The sequence below is a fragment of the Bradyrhizobium sp. BR 1432 genome (assembly GCF_051547705.1).
GTDB classification, from domain to species: domain Bacteria; phylum Pseudomonadota; class Alphaproteobacteria; order Rhizobiales; family Xanthobacteraceae; genus Bradyrhizobium; species Bradyrhizobium zhanjiangense.
The window spans coordinates 6,478,107-6,498,080 of record NZ_JBPUGF010000003.1; the positions used below are offsets into that span (position 1 = coordinate 6,478,107).

General features: G+C 65.4%; 13 protein-coding genes and 3 pseudogenes. 8 read left to right on the forward strand and 8 right to left on the reverse strand.

Annotated elements, in window-relative coordinates; translation table 11 throughout:
- Nucleotides 1-7: 7 nt before the first annotated feature.
- Both ACSKB8_RS31460 and mfd read left to right on the forward strand, forming a co-directional pair.
- Nucleotides 8-298: a succinate dehydrogenase assembly factor 2 gene (locus ACSKB8_RS31460; protein ID WP_438108279.1), complete on the forward strand. Its 291-nt coding sequence runs from the start codon at nucleotides 8-10 to the stop codon at nucleotides 296-298.
- A pseudogene (mfd, locus tag ACSKB8_RS31465) lies at nucleotides 295-3,814 on the forward strand (transcription-repair coupling factor). Before ACSKB8_RS31460 ends, mfd begins: the two are co-directional and overlap by 4 nt.
- 114 nt (nucleotides 3,815-3,928) lie before the next feature.
- On the opposite strand, the gene ACSKB8_RS31470 reads toward mfd, so the two are convergent.
- The 3 genes from ACSKB8_RS31470 to ACSKB8_RS31480 form a co-directional block, all read right to left on the reverse strand.
- A complete protein-coding gene (locus ACSKB8_RS31470; RefSeq protein WP_438108280.1) occupies nucleotides 3,929-5,152 on the reverse strand; it encodes a GGDEF domain-containing protein in 1,224 nt (407 codons plus the stop codon).
- Between the two features lie 84 nt (nucleotides 5,153-5,236).
- Entirely contained in the window at nucleotides 5,237-6,739 is a 1,503-nt protein-coding gene (locus tag ACSKB8_RS31475; RefSeq protein ID WP_438108281.1) for an AMP-binding protein, read from the reverse strand.
- Between the two features lie 4 nt (nucleotides 6,740-6,743).
- Nucleotides 6,744-8,600 (reverse strand): extracellular solute-binding protein, encoded by a 1,857-nt coding sequence (locus tag ACSKB8_RS31480; protein ID WP_438108283.1) that lies wholly within the window; start codon nucleotides 8,598-8,600, stop codon nucleotides 6,744-6,746.
- A gap of 260 nt (nucleotides 8,601-8,860) precedes the next feature.
- On the opposite strand from ACSKB8_RS31480, the pseudogene ACSKB8_RS31485 reads away from it, so the two are divergent.
- Nucleotides 8,861-9,677, forward strand: a pseudogene (locus ACSKB8_RS31485) (invasion associated locus B family protein).
- Nucleotides 9,678-9,752: 75 nt separating this feature from the next.
- Here ACSKB8_RS31485 and hspQ read toward each other — a convergent pair.
- Nucleotides 9,753-10,085 carry a heat shock protein HspQ gene (gene hspQ / locus ACSKB8_RS31490; protein WP_091894475.1) on the reverse strand — a complete coding sequence of 111 codons (333 nt, stop codon included), beginning with the start codon at nucleotides 10,083-10,085 and terminating at the stop codon, nucleotides 9,753-9,755.
- A 106-nt stretch (nucleotides 10,086-10,191) separates the two neighbouring features.
- On the opposite strand from hspQ, the gene ACSKB8_RS31495 reads away from it, so the two are divergent.
- Nucleotides 10,192-11,145, forward strand: coding sequence for an AEC family transporter (locus ACSKB8_RS31495; protein WP_128933840.1), 954 nt, complete (start codon nucleotides 10,192-10,194; stop codon nucleotides 11,143-11,145).
- Between the two features lie 70 nt (nucleotides 11,146-11,215).
- Here the strand turns inward: ACSKB8_RS31495 and ACSKB8_RS31500 are convergent.
- Nucleotides 11,216-12,399, reverse strand: a pseudogene (locus ACSKB8_RS31500) (UbiH/UbiF family hydroxylase).
- Between the two features lie 86 nt (nucleotides 12,400-12,485).
- On the opposite strand from ACSKB8_RS31500, the gene pcsA reads away from it, so the two are divergent.
- The 3 genes from pcsA to ACSKB8_RS31515 all read left to right on the forward strand — a co-directional run bounded on the left by pcsA (nucleotide 12,486) and on the right by ACSKB8_RS31515 (nucleotide 15,051).
- Nucleotides 12,486-13,253, forward strand: coding sequence for a phosphatidylcholine synthase (pcsA, locus tag ACSKB8_RS31505; RefSeq protein WP_438108285.1), 768 nt, complete (start codon nucleotides 12,486-12,488; stop codon nucleotides 13,251-13,253).
- Nucleotides 13,250-13,984 (forward strand): TerC family protein, encoded by a 735-nt coding sequence (locus ACSKB8_RS31510; protein WP_438108287.1) that lies wholly within the window; start codon nucleotides 13,250-13,252, stop codon nucleotides 13,982-13,984. The genes pcsA and ACSKB8_RS31510 overlap by 4 nt, the downstream gene beginning before the upstream one ends.
- 92 nt (nucleotides 13,985-14,076) lie before the next feature.
- A complete protein-coding gene (locus tag ACSKB8_RS31515) occupies nucleotides 14,077-15,051 on the forward strand; it encodes a quinone oxidoreductase family protein (RefSeq protein WP_130219964.1) in 975 nt (324 codons plus the stop codon).
- A 103-nt stretch (nucleotides 15,052-15,154) separates the two neighbouring features.
- On the opposite strand, the gene ACSKB8_RS31520 is transcribed toward ACSKB8_RS31515, so the two are convergent.
- Nucleotides 15,155-16,351, reverse strand: coding sequence for an acetylornithine transaminase (locus ACSKB8_RS31520; RefSeq protein WP_438108289.1), 1,197 nt, complete (start codon nucleotides 16,349-16,351; stop codon nucleotides 15,155-15,157).
- A gap of 266 nt (nucleotides 16,352-16,617) precedes the next feature.
- The gene (locus ACSKB8_RS31525; protein WP_438108291.1) at nucleotides 16,618-17,259 is read right to left on the reverse strand and encodes a hypothetical protein; all 642 of its coding nucleotides are present in this window, start codon (nucleotides 17,257-17,259) and stop codon (nucleotides 16,618-16,620) included.
- A 328-nt stretch (nucleotides 17,260-17,587) separates the two neighbouring features.
- Here ACSKB8_RS31525 and ACSKB8_RS31530 point away from each other — a divergent pair, with 328 nt between their 5' ends.
- The gene (locus ACSKB8_RS31530) at nucleotides 17,588-18,529 is read left to right on the forward strand and encodes a hypothetical protein (RefSeq protein ID WP_438108293.1); all 942 of its coding nucleotides are present in this window, start codon (nucleotides 17,588-17,590) and stop codon (nucleotides 18,527-18,529) included.
- 100 nt (nucleotides 18,530-18,629) lie between these two features.
- On the opposite strand, the gene rimO is transcribed toward ACSKB8_RS31530, so the two are convergent.
- On the reverse strand, nucleotides 18,630-19,955 hold the full coding sequence (gene rimO / locus ACSKB8_RS31535) for a 30S ribosomal protein S12 methylthiotransferase RimO (protein WP_438108294.1): 1,326 nt from the start codon (nucleotides 19,953-19,955) through the stop codon (nucleotides 18,630-18,632).
- Nucleotides 19,956-19,974: the final 19 nt, after the last annotated feature.

A 19,974-nucleotide genomic window follows, 5' to 3' on the forward strand; every position in this document is an offset into this window, starting at 1 on the left:
TTGAGAAATGACGGGAACGACACGATCGAGCAGCGGGCTGGACGACCGCCGCAAGCGGCTTCTGTTCCGCTGCTGGCACCGCGGCACGCGCGAGATGGACCTGATCCTCGGCCGCTTTGCGGATGCCGAGATCGGCAATTTGTCCGAGCCTGAATTGATCGAGCTCGAGCGCCTGCTCGAGGTCAACGATCCCGATCTCTATGCCGCCATCACCGGCGACAAGGTGCTTCCGGCCGACGTCGCCGGCGCGCTGTTAGCCCGCATCAAGGCGTATCCCATCGCGGACCGCGACGCATGAAGCAGGGTATGAAATCACCGGCCGAGCTGCTGACGCCCGGCCGCGCCTTGACGCTCGCCAATGTCGCCGAGGGCGCCGAAGGCCTCGTCGTCTCCGATCTCGCCCGCGCCATCGCGGCGCGGCCGAAGAAGCCGGCGGTCAGTCTTGCGGTGGTCTGCCGCGACGGTCCGCGGATGCAGCAGCTCGAACGCGCGCTGCAATTCTTCGCGCCCGATCTGCCGGTGTTGATCTTCCCGGCCTGGGACTGCCAGCCCTATGACCGCGTCTCGCCGCATGGCGGCATTTTGGCGCAACGCCTGACGACGTTGGCGCGGCTTGCGTCCCTGACGGGCAGCGACAAGCCGCTGATCGTGCTGACCACGGTGAATGCCGTGGTTCAGCGCGTGCCTGCGCGCGAGCTCGTCGCGGCGCAGGCGCTGTCGGTTGCACCGGGCAACGTGGTGCCGATGGACACCATCGTCGCCTGGCTGGAGCATAACGGCTACAACCGCTCCTCGACCGTGCGCGAGCCCGGCGAATACGCCGTGCGCGGCGGCATCCTGGACCTGTTTCCGGCCGGTCTCGACCAGCCCGTGCGCTTCGACTTCTTCGGCGACAGCCTGGAGTTCGATCCGCTCCTTCGACGCCGAGACCCAGCGCACGCTGCTCGACATGCGTGCGCTCGACCTCGTTCCGATCTCGGAATTCCAGCTCGTCACCGACACCATCCGCCGTTTCCGCATGGGCTATGTCGCCGAATTCGGCGCGCCCGAGCGCGACGATGCGCTGTACGAGGCCGTCAGCGAAGGCCGCCGCCATCCCGGCATGGAGCACTGGCTGCCGCTGTTCCAGGACCGGATGGACACGCTGTTCGACTATCTGCAAGGGGCAGCAGTCGCGATCGAGCCGCAGGCCGAGGACGCTGTGCGCGAGCGCTTCAAGCAGATCCTCGACTATTACGAGGCCCGGCGCGAGGCGATGGAGCATCCCGGCGGCGGTGCCATCTACAAGCCGTTGCCGCCTGACAGGCTTTATTTGACCGAGGAGGAGTGGGGCAGGCGCCTCGGTGATATCCCGCTGGCGCGGTTGACGCAGTTCTCAGTGCCGGCCGATGGCACGAGTGTCATCGATGCCGGTGCGCGCAAGGGCCGTGACTTCGCGCCGGAGCGCAACGACACCAGCGTCAACGTGTTCGAATCCGTGGTCGCGCATGTGATGGCACTGCAGGCCCAGCGCAAGAAGGTCGTGATCGCGCTCTGGACCGAAGGCTCGCGCGACCGCATGACTTCGATGCTGCGCGACCACAAGCTGGCCCACACCACCAGCGTCAACAGCTGGCGGACGGTGCAGGCGACCCCGCGCAACGAGACCATGCTCGCCGTGCTCGGCCTCGAAAGCGGTTTCGAGACCGACGAGATCGCACTGATCAGCGAGCAGGACATCCTCGGCGACCGCCTGGTGCGGCCGCGCAAGGCGAGCCGCAAGCTCGACAATTTCATCTCGGAGGTGACGAGCCTCACTGCCGGCGACATCGTTGTTCACGTCGACCACGGCATCGGCCGCTTCATCGGCCTGCAGACCCTCGATGTCGCCGGCGCGCCGCATGACTGCCTCGAACTGCATTATGCCGCCGAAACCAAGCTGTTCCTTCCCGTCGAGAACATCGAGCTGTTATCCCGCTACGGCTCCGACCAGACCACGGTCGAACTCGACCGCCTCGGTGGAGGCGGTTGGCAGACCCGGAAGGCGAAACTCAAGAACCGCATTCGCGAGATCGCGGGCGAATTGATCAAGATCGCCGCCGCGCGCCATCTGCACGAGGCGCCCAAGCTGCCGGTGCAGCCGGGCCTCTACGACGAGTTCTGTGCGCGCTTCCCCTATGACGAGACGGAGGACCAGCTGGGTGCGATCGAGTCCACCCTGAAGGACCTCGAGCTTGGCCGTCCGATGGACCGGTTGATCTGCGGCGACGTCGGCTTCGGCAAGACCGAGGTGGCGCTGCGCGCGGCCTTTGCCGTCGCGCTCGAAGGCAGGCAGGTCGCTGTCGTGGTGCCGACCACGCCGCTCGCGCGCCAGCACGCAAGGACCTTCACCGAGCGTTTCAAGGGCTTTCCGGTCAACGTGGCGCAGGCCTCGCGCCTGGTCGCGACCAAGGAGCTCAATCTGGTCAAGAAGGGCATCGCCGACGGTTCGGTCGACATCGTCGTCGGCACCCACGCGCTGCTCGGTAAGGCGATCAAGTTCCGCGAGCTCGGCCTCGTCATCGTCGATGAGGAGCAACATTTTGGCGTCACGCACAAGGAGCGGCTGAAGGCGTTGCGCTCCGAGGTGCACGTGCTGACGCTGTCGGCAACCCCGATCCCGCGCACGCTCCAGCTTGCGCTCACCGGAGTGCGCGAGCTCTCGATCATTGCCTCGCCCCCGGTCGACCGCCTCGCGGTCCGCACCTTCGTTGCCCCGCACGATCCGCTGATGATCCGCGAGGCGCTGTTGCGCGAGCGCTATCGCGGCGGCCAGGCATTCTACGTGGTGCCGCGCATCGACGACCTCGCCGAGGTCAAGGATTTCCTCGACAAGAACGTGCCGGAGATGAAGGTCGCGGTCGCGCACGGTCAGATGCCGCCCGCCGTGATCGAGGACATCATGACGGCCTTCTACGACGGCAAGTTCGACATCCTGCTGTCGACCACGATCGTAGAGTCCGGCCTCGACATTCCCAACGCCAACACGCTGATCGTGCATCGCGCCGACATGTTTGGCCTCGCCCAGCTCTATCAGCTCCGCGGCCGCGTCGGCCGCTCCAAGCTGCGGGCGTACGCGCTGTTCACGCTGCCGGCGCAGCAGAAGATTACCGCGCAGGCCGAGCGCCGGCTCACCGTGCTGCAATCGCTGGAGACGCTCGGCGCGGGCTTCCAGCTCGCCTCGCACGACCTCGACATCCGCGGCGCCGGCAATCTGCTCGGCGAGGAGCAGTCCGGTCACATCAAGGAGGTCGGCTTCGAGCTTTATCAATCGATGCTGGAGGAGGCGATCGTCAATCTCAAGGCCGGCGTCTCCGAGCCTGCCGCCGACCGCTGGTCGCCGTCGATCACGATCGGCATGCCCGTGCTCATTCCCGAGGACTATGTCGGCGATCTCTCGGTGCGGCTGTCGCTGTACCGGCGTCTCGCCGATCTCGACACCGAGGAGGAGATCGAGAACTTTGGCGCCGAGATGCGCGACCGCTTCGGCGTGCTGCCGGACGAGGTCCGCTATTTGTTCAAGGTCGCCGCGATCAAGGCGTTCTGTCGCAGGGCCAATGTCGAGAAGATCGACGCGGGCCCGAAGGGCGCCGTCATCGTCTTCCGCGACAATTCCTTCGCTTATCCCGAGCGCCTGGTGACCTTCATCCGCAGCCACGGCCAGGCCGCCAAGGTGCGCCCCGACATGAAGGTGGTGTTCCTGCAGGACTGGGAGACCCCGGAAGAGCGTCTCGCCGGCACCACGGAGATCATGCGGCAACTGGCGCATCTCGCCGAGAGCAAGAAGGCGGCGTAGCGAGGTGCCGTAGGGTGGGCAAAGCGAAGCGTGCCCACCAATTGTCAACGTCACGGAAAGATGGTGGGCACGGCGCTTTGCGCCTTTGCCCACCTTACGGCATTGAGGTTGTAACTACGACGCCGCGCGCGACGCATCGGCCGACAGCCGCGCCAGCAGCGATCGTGCCGTATCCGACGGCGACAGCGAGTCCACGCTGACCACGGGATCGCTGCGCATCTCGTGCTTGCCGTTGGAGGTGTGCCGCATCACCGCGGACAGCCGGCGGGCGATCATGTGGGCGGTGCGGAAGTCGGTCTCCGCGAACACCGCGATCACCGAGCCGTCCTTTTGCGCCACGCCAAAATCCATCTGCCGCATCAGGCGGCTCAGGATGCGCGCGGCATCTAACTGGGCGCGGGGATTATTGGGATCGAAGGCGAAGCGGGCGACTGAGAGGCCGCCGCCGCGGGCCAGCGTCTGCTCGACCGCCTTGGCGAAATCGCGGGCGAAGGCTTCCACCGTGAGCAGGCCGCTGCGCGGATCGAGCCAACCGCCGGCGTCGATCGAGCGCAGCGTGCGGCTCAGCTGCGCTTCCATCGCATGCTGGCGGATCAGCGGCAGTGCATTGGCGGCGACCTTCACCGGCTCGCCGGAGATCAGCTCGAGATTGGGCAGATCGTAGCTCTGCGCGAGCTGGTGTGCGGTGACGACGACGGGCAGGTTGCGGAAGCGGGTGTCCTCGGCGAGCACCGTCAGGAAGGCATCGGCGACGCGCGCCGTAAAGCCTTCGGCGAGCACGACGCCGTCGAGGTCCCGGGTGTTGAGATGCTTGGCAGCGGCTTCGATCGAGAGCGCGCCGATGACGCCGACGCGTTCGCCGAGCGCGACCGAGAGCGCAGGATAGGCCGCGCCACGGCCGATCAGGAGCACGGTGGCATCGCGTGCGGGATCGGCCTCAGGTAGCGAGACCGTCGCCTCCGGCAGCCGGCGCAGCACGGTGGCATGAAGGGTGCGCACTCGCAGCGCGGCGCGGAGCCGCGCGATCAGGCGGTCGGGATTGCCGCTGCGTGAGGCGAAGGGCAGGGCGTTGGGAGGCAGCGTGCCCGCGGCGTCCATGGCCACGAAGGGAAGGTAGGGCGATTGGCTGGCGATCTTCTTCGCGAGCGGAGCGATGTGCGGCTCGTGTCCGGCATGCATCGCCGCGAGAACCGCGGCCGGCTGCACCTGCTCGACCGCGCGTGCGGCGCTGGACCAGTCGGTGTCGACCACGGGAAAGAGCCTGGCCTCGTCCAGCGCCGCAATGAAGGGCGGCCGTTCGACATTCGACACAAACAGGATCGGGCCCGCCTGGGACATTGCAAACTCTGATCACGCAACAGGTGCCGCGCAATCTAGTTTGGCCGCCTTAATGCGGCGTCAACGGAACGGCTGAAACTGGGCCTAGACCGGCCCCGAGCGGTCGCGAAAAGCCTCGACCATCAGGGGGTTAAGCCCGAGCTCGCTGAGCGCCTCGCGGGCGCGGGTATTGTCCTGGGCCCGGCCCGCCAGCCGGTGGCCGGAGAGGCGGTCGGGCAGCGCGGTGAGCAGGGCGCCCTGGCCGAGCCGGCGGGCCCATTCCTGGAGGTCATTGGAGAGGAATTGGTAGCCGCCGACGGCCATGATGCCGGACGGCGGCGCGGTGATGCAGATCGCGCCGCTCGGACGGTCGAGCCGCGCGGCATAGCCGGTATCGACATAGTCACGCGGCGGCTGCGCAATCAGCGTCTCGCCGACCGGCTGCGGCGGCGCGTAGGCCGCGATCGGCACCATCGGCCCGCGCAGGCCGAGCGTCCCCTTCGGGGTCAGCAGGATCTCGCCGGCGATGGAGGAGCCGGACTGCTCGCGCGGGGCGCCATGCGGCCCCGGCATCACCGCGACAGGCATGCCGTCCTCGCCGCGGCGGACGCCGAACAGGCCGGCCTCGCCGAACAGATAGACGTCCGTGAGCGGCGCATGCGGCGCGATCCAGGCATCGCTTGCGGCGACCTGCTCGGGCGCGCGCCAGAGGCCGATGACGTTGCGTAAGGTCGGCATCCGCGCCGCGAGATCGGAATCGCCGAGGCGCAGCGCGAGCTGGGCAGGCGCGATCAGCACCTCGCATTCGTGCTGGTCGATCTGCTGCTCCAGCACTTCGCTCTCGAAGGGATGATGCAGCGCCAGCGTGCCGCCCGAGAGCAGCCACACTGCGAGCGAAGAGGCCAGCCCCGCGAACGACATCGGCGCGAACGCCGCCATCACGGTCGCGCCCTGCTTGACGTCGGCTTCGAGCGACATCGCCAACCCGCCGGCGATCAGGCTGAAATGCGGCCGCGGCACCGGGCGAAAACCTTCCGCGGTGACGTCGAAGGAGATCATCGCCGCCTTGCGGCCGTCCTGGATCACGGTGCGCGTGGTGCCGGGCGGGCGAGCCAGCACGTCGTCGAGCGAAGCCATGCCTTCGGGCAGATCAGTGCCGAAGCCGCAGACGTGACGGATCGAGAAGGCTTCGGCGGCCGCATGCATCGCAAGGTCGGCATAGCTGACGCCGTCGACCGTGCTCATGGTAACGATGGCGCGCGCGGCGGTGCGGTTGAGCGCGGCGGTCAGTTCCGCGTGCCGCCACAGCAGCGGCAGCACGGCGACGACGAGGCCGGCGCGATGGGCGGCGAGCACCGTCAGCACGAACTCGACCGTGTTGGGCAGCTGGATCGCGATGACGGAATTGGCCGGCAGGCCGGATTCCACGAAATACGCCGACAGCGCCTCGATCGCCGTATCGGCCTCGGCGTAGGTCATCCGCCGCGGCTGGTGCCCGGTCACGCGCGCCTTGTTGAGGGGATCGAGCAAAGCGGGCGCGTGCGGCTGCCGGGTCAGCGTGCGCTGAAACAGCGTGTCGAGCGTCGGCGATGTTGCTGGCTGGTTCACGGCGTCACTTTGCTTGATGAGCTTGCGGCTGCCCCTTCGACCACCAGGTCTCCGGCAAATAGCCGGACAGCGAAGTGGCCTTGGGCCGTTCTATCCGATTCCAGCGGGCGATCCATTGCTCGGATACGTTAAACAGGGGGATTGTGTAGAAGCCCGCGATCAAAGCGCGGTCGAGCGCGCGCACCGCCGAGACGAAATCCGTATGTTCACGGGCCTCCAGCAGGGCGGCGATCATGGCATCGACGGCGGGATCCCTGGCGCCCATGTAGTTGCGGGTCCCCGGATTGTCGGCGGCTGCGCTGCCCCAATAGAAATACTGTTCATTGCCGGGCGACAGCGACTGGTCCCAGCGGTTCTGGATCATGTCGAACTCGTAAGCGAGCCGGCGCTGATCGAACTGTACGGGATCGACCGAGCGTACGGCCACCTCGATGCCGGCGCGCTTGAGGTCGCGCTGGAAGGCGAGCGCGATGCGCTCCTGGTCGCGGGTCGTGACCATGATCTCGAAACTGAAGGGCGCCTTGGTCGCGCGGTTGCGCATCACGCCGCCGTCGAGATCGTAGCCGGCCTCTGACAATAGTTTCAGCGCGGCGCGCAGCGTCGTGCGGTCGCGTCCCGAGCCGTCGGTGACCGGCAAGCGGTAGCTGCCGTCCATGATGTCGGGCGGGATCTGCGCGGCGAAGGGTTGCAGCAGCTCACGCTCGCGCGCATTCGCAGGGCGGCCGTAGGCCGATAGTTCCGAGCCGGCGAAATAGCCGGCGACGCGCGAATAGAGCCCGAAGAAATAGCTGCGGTTGACCAGCTCGAAATCGAACAGCAGCGTCAGCGCCTTGCGCACGCGGATGTCGGCGAAGATCGGTCGGCGGGTGTTGAACACCAGGAATTCGGAAGGCTGCGGCACCCCCGGCTTGATGGTGTCGCGGATCACTTCGCCGCTTCTGGCGGCCGGAAAGTCATAGCCGTCGTGCCAGCGCAGGGGCTCGTGCTCGACACGGAAATCATAGAGGCCGCGCTTGAAGGCTTCGAACTGGCCGTTGGCCTCGCGAAAATAGTCGAGCCTGATCTCGTCGAAATTGTAGAGCCCGCGATTGATCGGCAAATCGCGGCCCCAATAGTCGGGATCGCGCGTGAGCGTCACGCTGGCGCCGGGTTTCACCGCCGTGACGCGATAGGGACCGGAGCCGACCGGGCCCGTCAGTGTCGTCTCCTCGAAGCTGGCGACGTCCACTGCATGCTTCGGCAGGATCGGCATCAGGCCGAGGATCAGCGGCAGCTCGCGGTCATTGGCGTCGGTGAGGTCGAAGCGGACGGTGAGGGGATCGGGCGCCTCGGCCTTCGTGACCTTGGCGTAATACTGGCGGTGATTGGGGCGGCCGTGGTCGCGCAAGAGCTGCCAGGAGAACAGCACGTCTTCGGCGAGCACGGGTTTGCCGTCGGAGAAGCGGGCGCGCGGATCGAGGTGGAACGTGACAAAGGTCCGGTCGTCGTTGGTTTCGACGGTCCTGGCGAGCAGACCATAAAGTGTGAACGCCTCGTCCTGGCCGCGCGCGAGCAGGCTCTCGACCACATAGCTCCGCACCTGCTGCACGGCCAACCCTCTCACGATGAAGGGATTGAGGCTGTCGAAGGTGCCGAGAACGCCCCACGTCATGCGTCCGCCTTTCGGGGCGTCCGGATTGGCGTAGGGCATGTGAGTGAAATCGGCAGGCATCGCCGGCTTGCCATGCATGGCGATGGCATGGGCTTCCTCGGCACATGCGCCGCCTGCCGACAGCTCGACGGAGAGGGCCAAAACGAGGGCCGGGGCGAGACGGCAAAGGCGGCGTCCGGGGCCCTCGAAGAGGCGCGGGAACATGAACATCGGCACACGTTGATTCGAGGACCGGCGGGCCTGAATCCTATCACAGGGAATTTCACTGGGCGCGGCTGTGGATCTGGCCAAAGACGCTTGTCGGCATTGATCTTTTCGTCGGCCACGTTAAGAAGGCGGTCAATCGCGCAAGAGCGCCGAGCCCGTCACTTATCCGCCTCAATTGACGGGGAGAGAGCCGCGCCCAAGGCGGCCAGGTTCGGCGCTTCGGAGCGGTTCGGGCACTTCCCGTTCAGAAAGGGTTTTCCGCAATGAATTTTCGTTACTTGGCCGCGTCCGTCCGGCCGCGCGGGCGACTTCTCGCCTTGTTGACGGCGACGGCGTTGGCCGTTCCGTTTGCCGCCGAGGCCCAGACCCCGGCGCCGGGCCCAGGTGCCCCCAAGGCGGCTCCGGCCCCAAAAGCCGCTCCGAAGGCCGCCCCCAAGGCTCCCGCGCCCGCAGCGTCTCCGCAGGCCCAGCAGGCTCCCGCTCAGGGCGCTCCGGCGCAGCAGGGCGCAGCCCAGCCGGCTGATCAGCAGATCCAGCTGATCTATGCCCCTGGACCAAGTTCTGCCTGAAGGGCCAGGATGCCAATGCCAAGCAGGTCTGCTTCACCGGCAAGGACGGTCGCATCGAGTCGGGCCAGCCGGTCATCGCCGCCGTGATCATCGAGCCGGAAGGCGAGCCCAAGAAGATCCTGCGCGTGACGCTGCCGCTCGGCATGCAGCTCGTGCACGGCACCCGCATCATCGTCGACAGCAACGCGCCGCTGCAGCAACCGTATGTGATCTGCTTCCAGAACGGCTGCATGTCCGACTACGAGGCTACGCCCGAGCTCATCAACAGCATGAAGAAGGGCCAGAATTCGTTGTCCAGGCGATCAACGCCAACGGTGCGCCGCTGACGCTGCCGCTGCCGCTCGCCGGCGAATTCCAGAAGGCCTATGACGGTCCGCCGACCGATCCGAAGGTGTTCGAGGAAACCCAGAAGAAGCTCCAGGAAGAGCTTCAGAAGAAGGCCGAGGAGCAGCGCAAGAAGCTCGAGCAGCAGGGCACGGCTCCCGGCACGGCTGCGGCTGGTCAGAAGTAATCGGGACCACATCCGAACATGAAAAAGGCGCTCGGTTCGAGCGCCTTTTTGCTGGCCGCTTGCTGACGGCGAATTTCAGTTCAGCGACGGGTTGCGCGGGCGATAGCCGCCAGCCTTGTCCTTGATGAAGATCTCGGCGACCTGTGAATGCCGGACCGGCTCGCCGGAATCGTCGGGCAACAGATTCTGCTCCGAGACATAGGCGACGTATTCCGACTCCGCATTCTCCGCGAGCAGGTGATAGAACGGCTGGTCCTTGTGGGGCCGCGCCTCCTCGGGAATCGACAGCCACCACTCCTCGGTGTTGTTGAATTCCGGATCGATGTCGAAGATCACGCCCCGGAACGAGAAGATCCGGTGGCGCACAACCTGTCCGATCTGGAATTTGGCTGTCCGCGCTTTAATCATCCCCCGTCGATAGACCAGGATTGTGGCCGATGCTAGTGGCCTTATCCGGAATTAACCTTCGCGTCAGGGGCGCATAGCCCCCAAGTCTTCAGAAAACACTTCAATAATGGTCGATATCCTCAATCTGGCTCTACCCTATTTCGGCTTGATCTTCGTCGGATTCGCCTGTGGCAAGACCAAATCCCTGCCGGAATCGGGCCTCGCCTGGATGAACTTCTTCCTGCTCTACGTCTCGCTCCCGGCGCTGTTGTTCGCGATCATGTCGAAGACGCCGTTTGCGGAATTGAACAATCCTCCGTTTCTGGTCGCGACCACGCTGTCGACGGTTGCGGCGTTCACGCTGGCGCTGGTGGTCGGCAAGATGCTCGGCCGGCTGTCGCTGCGCGAGGCGACGCTCGCGGGCCTCTCCGGCGGCTACGGCAATATCGGCTATATGGGGCCGGGCCTGGCGCTCGCGGTGCTCGGGCCGAAGGCGTCGGCGCCGACCGCGCTGATCTTCTGCTGCGACAGCATCTTCCTGTTCACGATCGTGCCGCTGCTGATCGAGCTGTCCGACCGCGACCATCCCTCGCTCGTGCACGCCTTCGGCGTGGTGCTGAAGCAGATCGTGCTCAACCCGCTGATCATGTCGGCCTGTTTTGGCGCGGCGGTGGCGGCGCTGCATATCGAGCTGCCGGTCGCGCTCGATCGCACCATCACCTTCCTCCAGAACGCTGCTGCTCCGACTGCGCTGTTCGTGCTCGGCGTGACCGTGGCGCTGCGCCCGTTCGACCGGGTGCCGTGGGAGGTGCCGGGCGTGATCGCGGTCAAGCTGCTGATCCATCCGCTCACGGCGTTCGGCCTGATGCTGGCGTTCGGCCCGTTCGCGCAGCCTTGGGCCGCGACTGCGATGCTGATGGCCTCATTGCCGCCGGCGCTCAATGTGTTCGTGATCGCCCGCCAGAACGATGCCTGGATCGAATCCGCCTCCGTCGCGGTGCTGCTCGGCACCTTCGCATCCGTGGTCACGCTGACCAGCGTGATGTGGGCGATCCAGAGCGGGCGGCTGATGTTTCCATGAGCGGTTGCGGAAGTTCACCTCTCCCTACGGGAGAGGTGTTCGAGCGCTCCGGCTGGCAGTTAGTTCGTGGCTACCTGCGCCACGTCGGCGTCAGGCCCTCGCGCATCGCAAAACGCCGGAGCGGGCCGATCGCGCCAAGCAGGTGCATGCCGACGGCGCGGACCGGCTGCAGCGGCAGGAAGTCGTTGAGCAAAGAGCGATTGGCGATGTCGATCGCAAAGGTGCGGCTCAAAATGTCCGGACGCCGCGCCCGGTCGTAGCGCCTCAGCACCTCGTCCATGCCGGGATCCTGGCCCGTTGCGACGGCTTCGCCCGCGAGCCGGGCGATGTCGGCGGCATCGCGCAGGCCGAGATTGAGGCCCTGGGCGCCGATCGGGGGAACCACATGGGCCGCTTCCCCGACCAGCGCGACACGGTCTCGGCCAAAGGATTTTGGACGCTCGATAGCCAGCGGGAATAGGTTGCGCCCGGGCTCGACCGTCATGCGTCCCAGAATTGAATGCGACTGCTTCTCGATCGCGGCGGACAGCTCCTCGTCGCTCAGGCCGCGCAGCCGTTCGGCCTCCGCGGGGGCCGCGACCCAGACGATGCTGGAGCGGTCGCCGGGCAGGGGGACGAACACGCAGGGACCATGCGGCGTGTGGAACTCGGTCGAGACATTGCGGTGCGGCCGCGCATGGGCGACGTTGAAGGTCAGCGCCGTCTGCGTCAGTTCGCGCCGCGTCACGGCGATGCCGGCAGCTTCGCGGCACAGCGAGTGCCGGCCGTCGGCGCCGACCACGAGCCGGGCCGAGAGGAATTGTGCCGAGGCCGTGCGGATGGCGACGTCGTCGGCTTCGATCAAGATGCTTTCCGCCTCGTCGTCGAAACGGACGAGCTGGGGAGTTCGGCCGCGCGTTCTTCGAGCGCCAGCATCAGCGAACGGTTGTCGATGTTGTAGCCGAACGTGTCGAGACCGATTTCGTGACAGGAGAACCGGACCTCCGGGGCACGGAACAGCCGGCCGGTGTCATCGACGAGCCGCATGACCTCGAGCGCGGCCGCCTTGTCCTTGCAGCGCGACCAGACGTCGAGGCGCTCCAGGAGATCGACGGAGGCACCGAGCAGCGCGGTGGTGCGGTTGTCGGCATAGGGCACGCGCCGCGCCACCAGCGCGGTCCGCGCACCCGCCTGCGCCAATGCGATCGCTGCTGGAAGTCCCGCCGGTCCGCCGCCGATCACGGCGGTGTCATGGAGTGTCGATGCGTCTGTCATGGAACGACATTTGACACGGCCCGCGGCAAATTCAAGCCCGCTGATTTTGCTTGATTTTATGACGAATTGCGCGGCCGCGCGTCGCAATGGCGGATGTGCAAATCGGTCTCGTTCTGGTAGCAGAAGCCATGGACAGCCAAGAGGATTCCCTGAAGCCCACCCCCGCGATCCGCGCTGCGGCGTTCTCGGTGCACATCTTCACCGCGTTCGGTGCGGCGGTCGCGTTGCTGGCGATGCTGGAGGCCGTGCGCGAGCACTGGGCGGCGATGTTTCAGTGGCTGGGCGTCGCTCTGATCATCGACGCGATCGATGGTCCGATCGCGCGTCGGCTCGACGTCAAGAACGTGCAGCCGAACTGGTCGGGCGACGTGCTCGATCTCGTGGTCGACTTCGTCACCTATGTCTTCGTGCCGGCTTACGCGATCGTGGCCAGCGGGCTGTTGCTGCCGGTCGCCGCGCCCTTGCTCGGCGTCGCCATCATCGTCACCAGCGCATTATATTTCGCCGATCTGCGCATGAAGGCGGACGACAATCATTTCCGCGGCTTCCCGGCGCTGTGGAATGCGGCAGCGTTCTATTTGTTCCTGCTGCACTGGCCGCCGCTCTGGTCGACGCTGCTGGTCGCCGCGCTCGTCGTGCTGACCTTCGTGCCGTTCCACGTGCTGCATCCGGTCCGCGTCGTGCGGCTGCGCTGGCTGACGATGTCGCTGATCGCGATCTGGGCGCTACTCGGCCTCTACGTGCTGGAGATGGATTTCCGCGTCGGCACCGGCGTGACCGTGGTGCTCTGCGCCATCGCGCTCTGGATCAGCTTCAGCGATGCCCTGATACGCCTGGTAAAATCCTTCGCATGATGCATCTCCTCACCAGCCCCGAAGCCTGGGCCGCGCTGCTGACGTTGACGTCGCTCGAGATCGTGCTCGGCATCGACAACGTCATCTTCCTGTCGGTGATCGTCTCTCGCATTCCGGAGAAGCAGGCGCACCGTGCCCGCCAGATCGGGCTCGCGCTGGCGCTGGTGTTCCGCATCATCCTGCTCAGCCTCCTGGTCTGGCTGATCGGCCTGACCGCGCCGGTGTTCTCGTTCGCCGGCTACGACTTCTCCTGGCGCGACCTCATCCTGATCGGCGGTGGCCTGTTCCTGATCGCCAAGGCAACGCACGAGATCCACGGCGAGGTCGAAGCCGATGACGGCGAGGGCGACGAGAAGTCCGCCGGTAACGCCTTCTTCTGGGTGATCATCCAGATCGTGATCATCGACATCGTGTTCTCGCTGGACTCGATCATCACCGCGATCGGCATGGCGCAGGACATCGAGATCATGATCGCGGCCGTCGTGATCGCCTGCCTGATCATGTACATTTCGTCGGGCCCGGTGTCGCGATTCGTCGCGGAGCATCCGACCACCAAGATGCTGGCGCTGGCGTTCCTGGTGCTGATCGGCGTCGCGCTGGTCGCGGACGGATTCCAATTCCACATTCCGCGCGGCTATATCTATTTCGCGATTGCGTTCTCGGCGGCAGTCGAATTCTTCAACGTGCTGGCCAAGCGCAACCGCAGGAAAGCCGGCGCGCCGTCGGTCTAGCCGTTCCAATTGCGTCGAGTTGACAAGGCGGGCGCGATGTCTTTCGCTTGTTCGCGAGAAGGCCGAGAGCAAGACAACGAGGAGGTCAGGTGATGACCAAAGCCGTCCGTGTGCACCAGGTCGGAGGCCCTGAAGCGCTGGTCTATGAGAGCGTCGACGTGCCGGCGCCGGGCCCGGGCGAAGTGCGCATCCGCCAGCACGCGGTCGGTCTGAACTTCATCGACGTCTACTACCGCACCGGCCTCTACAAGGCGCCGGGACTGCCCTTCATCGCCGGCAATGAGGCCTCGGGCGAGGTCACAGCTGTCGGGCCCGGCGTGACGCATTTCCATCCCGGCGACCGCGTCGCCTACTACCACAATCTCGGTGCCTATACCGGCGAGCGCAACATTCCCTGGGAGAAGCTGGTCAAGCTCCCCGACCACATCACCCACGAGCAGGGCGCCGTGCTGATGCTGAAGGGGCTCACGGTCTGGTATCTCCTGCACAAGACCTTCAAGGTCGAGCCGCATCATCGCGTGCTGATCCACGCCGCTGCCGGCGGCATCGGCCTCTTGGCCTGCCAATGGGCGAGCGCGCTCGGGGCCCACGTCATCGGCACCGTCGGCTCGCGCGAGAAGGCCGAGCTTGCGGAGGCCAATGGCTGCGACCACGTCATCCTCTACAACGAGGAAGACTTCGTCGCGCGCGTCAAGCAGATCAGCCGCAACGAGGGTTGCGACGTCGTCTATGATGGCGTCGGCAAGGCGACCTTCCCGGGCTCGCTGTCCTGCCTGAAGCCGCGCGGCATGTTTGTTTCTTTTGGCAATGCCTCCGGTCCCGTGCCGCCGTTCTCGATCGCCGAGCTCAACAATCACGGCTCGTTGTTTGCGACGCGGCCGAAGCTCAACGACTATGTCGGCAAGCGCTCCGAATTGCTGGAAGGCGCCGACACGCTGTTCGCCGCCGTCATCAACGGCAAGCTGCACGTGCCGATCAACCACGCCTACGCGCTGAAGGACGCCGCGAAGGCGCATATCGATCTGGAAAGCCGCAAGACGACGGGCGCGTCGATCTTGAAGCCGTAGTTCTTCCGTCATTGCGAGCGAAGCGAAGCAATCCAGAATCTTTCCACGGAGGCAGACCGGATTGCTTCGCAATTTTGTCGCGAGCTCCTCGCAATGACGAACCTCACGCCACCCGCCGTGCCGCGCCGGCCTTGGTCAAAATCCCGTCGAGACAATCGATCATCTCGGCGATCTCTCCCTTCGTGACGTTCAGCGACGGCATGAACCGCAGCGTGTCGACCTGTGGCGCGTTGAGGAGCACGCCGGCTTCGAACGCTTGCGCGACGATGCCGGGCGCGATCGGCAGCTTGAGGTCGAGCGCGAGCAAGAGCCCGCGTCCCCGCACGCCGCCGAGACCATGCCGGGCCGAGACCTTTTGCAACTCGCTTTCGAGCAGGAGGCCGGTCTCGGTGACCCTCTTCAGAAAGTCGGGCTTGCTGACCTCCTGAAGCACCGCAAGCCCCGCCGCGCACATGATCGGGTTGCCGTTGAACGTGCCGCCCTGATCGCCGTGCGCGAAGCAGGAGGCGCGTTCGGTCGCAAGCAGGGCGGCGAGCGGCACGCCGCCGCCGATGCCCTTGCCGAGCGTGATGATGTCGGGCGAAATCCCCGTGTGCTCGTAGTGAAAGAGCTTTCCGGTCCGGCCCATGCCGGTCTGGATCTCGTCGAAGATCAGGAGCAGACCGTGCGCCTCGGTGAGCGCGCGCAGCTCTTGCAGGAACTGATCGCTCGCCGGCCACACGCCTGATTCACCCTGGATCGGCTCGAGCATGACGGCGACGGTGTTGTCGTTGATCAGCTTCTCCACCGAGGCGATGTCGTTGAGCTTGGCCTTCTTGAAGCCGGCGACCTTGGGCTCGAACAGCGGTTCGAACGCCTTCTTGCCAGAGGCCGACATCGTCGCAAGCGTCCTTCCGTGGAAGCCGCCTTCGAAGCTGATGATCTCGAACGCGCCGTTCCTGTGTAGGCTGCCGTATTTGCGCGCCAGCTTGATCGCGCCCTCATTGGCTTCCGCGCCCGAGTTGGCAAAGAACACCTGATCGAACGCGCTGCCATCGACCAGCGCCTCGGCAAGCTTCAGGCTCGGCTCGTTGTAGAACGCAGGGCTCGGCGTCAGCAGCCGCTTGGCCTGCGCGGCCAGCGCATCGGCGATCGCAGGTGGCGAATGGCCAAGGCAGTTCACGGCCCAGCCCTGCACGAAATCGAGATAGCGCTTGCGGCTGTCGTCCCAGAGGTAGGAGCCGGCGCCGCGGACGAACACGGCCTTGGGCCGTGCAGTGATGTCCATCAGCGCATCATACGGATGGGTGGCGGTGATCATGTCGAACTCCTCTGGAGGCGGGTGGAAAAGACGCGTGAAAAGCAAGAAGGCCGCACTTTGCGGGTGCGGCCTTCTCGAAAACTCTGCTGAACTCAGGCGATCAGCGGCGTCGTCGGACATGGCGCAACCCATCATCGTCGCGGGTGCGACGACGGAAAGCTGCGCGGCGGTGGGTCCGAGAGTTGATCATGGGGCGCGTCCCTACAGCCGAACGGCATGGCTTGTCAAGCGGACGGTTTGCGAAACACTCGCCCGGCGTGCATCGGTCAGGTCGGATGCGCAGCCTTTTCGGCGCCGTCGTCACCCCAATCCGCGTCCGCAATCGCAGTGTCGATGAGCTCGCCGCGCATCAGCTTGAGCGGCGATGACCAATACAGCGCGATGTTGTGGAAGGGATCGGTCAGCACCTTGAACACCCACACCAGTCCGGTCGTGACGTCGCGCTTCGCGAAGAGCTGGATCATGCGGGCAAGCCCTCCACCGATGCCGATGGCGAGCCAGAGCGCACCGACGTGGCGGATGAAGTCCAACCGATCGGCCGGCGGAACGAACAGACCGAACAGCGTCGGATAGACGTACAGCGCGATCGGCGCGCTGCCCCAGACCAGGAGCAGGATGATCTTGCGGGTCTGGTTGTATCCGACCTTGACCGCTTCCTTGTATTCGTTGCTGACGTCGTTGACGGCGTCATAGCCGTTCGGCTCGAAGAAGAAGTGCCCGGTCTGCCGCGTCAGCATCGCGAGCCAGCCGACCAGGCCCGCGAGCGCCGGATCCTTAAAGAGGAGCGCGTAGCAGCCGAGGAAAATCACGGCGCTAATCAGGTGCAGCGTCTGGTTGACGGTGCTCTGGTGGTAGAAGCGATAATCGTCGAAGCGCTGCGTGCGCAGCATGTCCGAGAGACGGCTCATCCTCGATTCCTCGCTCGCGTTGAAAGCGCGGGCAGAGTTAGGCCGAGTCCGTGACCCCCGCGTGAATGCACTATAGTGTCACATTGCTCGCGCGTGCCGTCGCGCGCTTTGCATCGCGGCAGCGGAAACCACGAAGATGCGGATGGGATCAGAGCGCCGGCACATGCAGTCCGCTCCCAATACCGGCCGTTTTATCCCATTTCATCGCTCGACCTGCAGAAACCATCGCGCCGCTGGCGCGTTTGTGATCGAGGCACGCGAATTGGTTCGAACCGGACGCATGGCGGCTCAGACCAAGAGGGGCGGGACCAACCAGACAGTTTCAGCCTTGTCCGACACGCCTTATCCAATCGACCTCGACAGCATTCGCGGCGCATTTCCGCCGGGCATCGAGGCGCCATCCCTGCTGCTCGACTTCGCCGGATGGCTGAAAGGGCGGCCCTGGGGCAGCGTCGGCTGCTTCTCGCTGCAGGGCCAATTCTCCGATCATGCGCCGATCGTCGACGGCAGTCCCTTGCGCGACAGGTTCTCGCTGTTCATGCGGTTGCCGGATGGCTCGGCAGTCGGCGGCTGGTATGGCGCCGGTCTCGACCGCGACAATCCGCCGATCGTGGGGCTGGGGTCGGAGGGCGACTACGAGCTGCTCGCGCCGAGCCTCGACGGGCTGCTCGCAAAACTGACGTCGCAGCAATTCGACAACGCCTGGAGCGATCTGAAGCCGAAGGACGAAGTCGAGTGCCAGACGGCCGAACTTGCGCAGTGGCTCGCTGGCCGGCCGACAAGCAAAATAGCGGCGCCCGAGGATACATCGTCGGAGCTGCCCGACTTTCGCGGCTTCGTGGAGAAGTGGAGCCGCGATCGCGAGGATTATTGGGCCAATCACCGCCTGATGGTCGAGCTCGGCTGGCGGCTGGCAGCGCATCTTCCGAAGGGCAAAAAGCCCTGGGACCAGACGCGCTTCGAGATCGCAATCGTCGGCAAGCAGTACGAGGCGCGCGTCCTTTCGCGCGGGCCGCAGCCGTTCGAGGAAGCGGCCTCAATCGAATCCCTGCTGCGCGATTTGCGCGAGCAGATGCGCCGTGCCCAGCCCGAGCTCGGACTATGGTACGCGATGCATTTCGGGCTCTATGCCGACGGCCGGATCATGCCGAATTTCGAATACGATGTGCGTCCGACCATCGAGGGCGAGCCGGCGAAATTATCCGAGGCACAGGCCGATCTCGCCCGAGCACCGCGTCCGGAGCGCTGGGTGCCGAAATGGCTGGTTTGACTGCATCCACGCCGTCATTGCGAGGAGCCCTTGCGACGAAGCAATCCAGAATCTTTCCGTAGAGGATCTGGATTGCTTCGCTGCGCTCGCAATGACGGAATCAGAACCCCGCGACGCTGCCGTGCAGATCGTATGCGTCGGCACGCTCGATCTTCGCGGTGACGATCTCGCCGACGCGCAAGGGGCGGCGGCTGGAGAGATAGACTGCGCCGTCGATCTCGGGTGCATCGGCCTTGGAGCGGCCCTTGGCCACCGTCGGGCCGACCTCGTCGATGATGATCTGCTGGCGCGTGCCGACCTTGCGCTTCAGCCTGCGCGCGGAAATCTTCTGCTGGCGGGTCATCAGCGCGTTGTAGCGCTCCTGCTTGACCTCTTCCGGCACGGGGTTCTCGATCGCATTCGACGTCGCACCCGCAACCGGCTCGTATTTGAAGCAGCCGACGCGGTCGATCTCGGCTTCATCCAGCCAGTCGAGCAGACAGGCGAAGTCGGCATCGGTCTCGCCGGGGAAGCCGACGATGAAGGTGGAGCGCAAGGCGAGATCGGGACATTCCTCGCGCCAGCGCTTGATGCGCGCGAGCGTTTTGTCCTGCGCCGCCGGACGCTTCATCGCCTTCAGCACCTCGGGGCTCGCATGCTGGAACGGGATGTCGAGATAGGGCAATACCTTGCCCTCATTCATCAGCGCGATGGCTTCGTCGACATGGGGGTAGGGGTAGACATATTGCAGCCGGACCCAGGCCCCGAGCTCGCCGAGCTCGCGCGCGAGGTCGAGGAATTTGGCGCGGACCTGGCGATCCTTCCACGGGCTCTCGGCGTATTTGAGATCGACGCCATAGGCCGAGGTGTCCTGCGAGATCACCAGCAATTCCTTGACGCCGGCACCGACCAGGCGCTCGGCCTCGCGCAGCACGTCATTGGCTGAGCGCGAGACGAGGTCGCCGCGCAGCTTCGGGATGATGCAGAAGCTGCAGCGATTGTTGCAGCCCTCGGAGATTTTCAAGTATGCGTAGTGGCGCGGGGTCAGCTTGATGCCCTGCGGCGGCACCAGGTCGAGATGCGGATTGTGGGCCGGCGGCAGGGCGCGGTGCACGGCATCCAGGACGCTCTCATATTGCTGCGGGCCGGTGATGGAGAGCACGCCGGGATAGGCCTGCTCGATCTGCTCGGGTTCCGCGCCCATGCAACCTGTTACGATCACCTTGCCGTTCTCGGCCATGGCTTCGCCGATCGCCGAGAGCAATTCCCGCTTGGCGCTGTCGAGGAAGCCGCAGGTGTTGACGATGACGATGTCGGCCCCATCATGCTTGCGGGCGAGCTCATAGCCCTCGGCGCGCAGGCGCGTGATGATGCGCTCGGAATCCACCAATGCCTTGGGACACCCGAGCGATACGAAGCTGACCTTGGGCGCAGCCGTCTGATCCATATCTAAAACTGCCTGATTG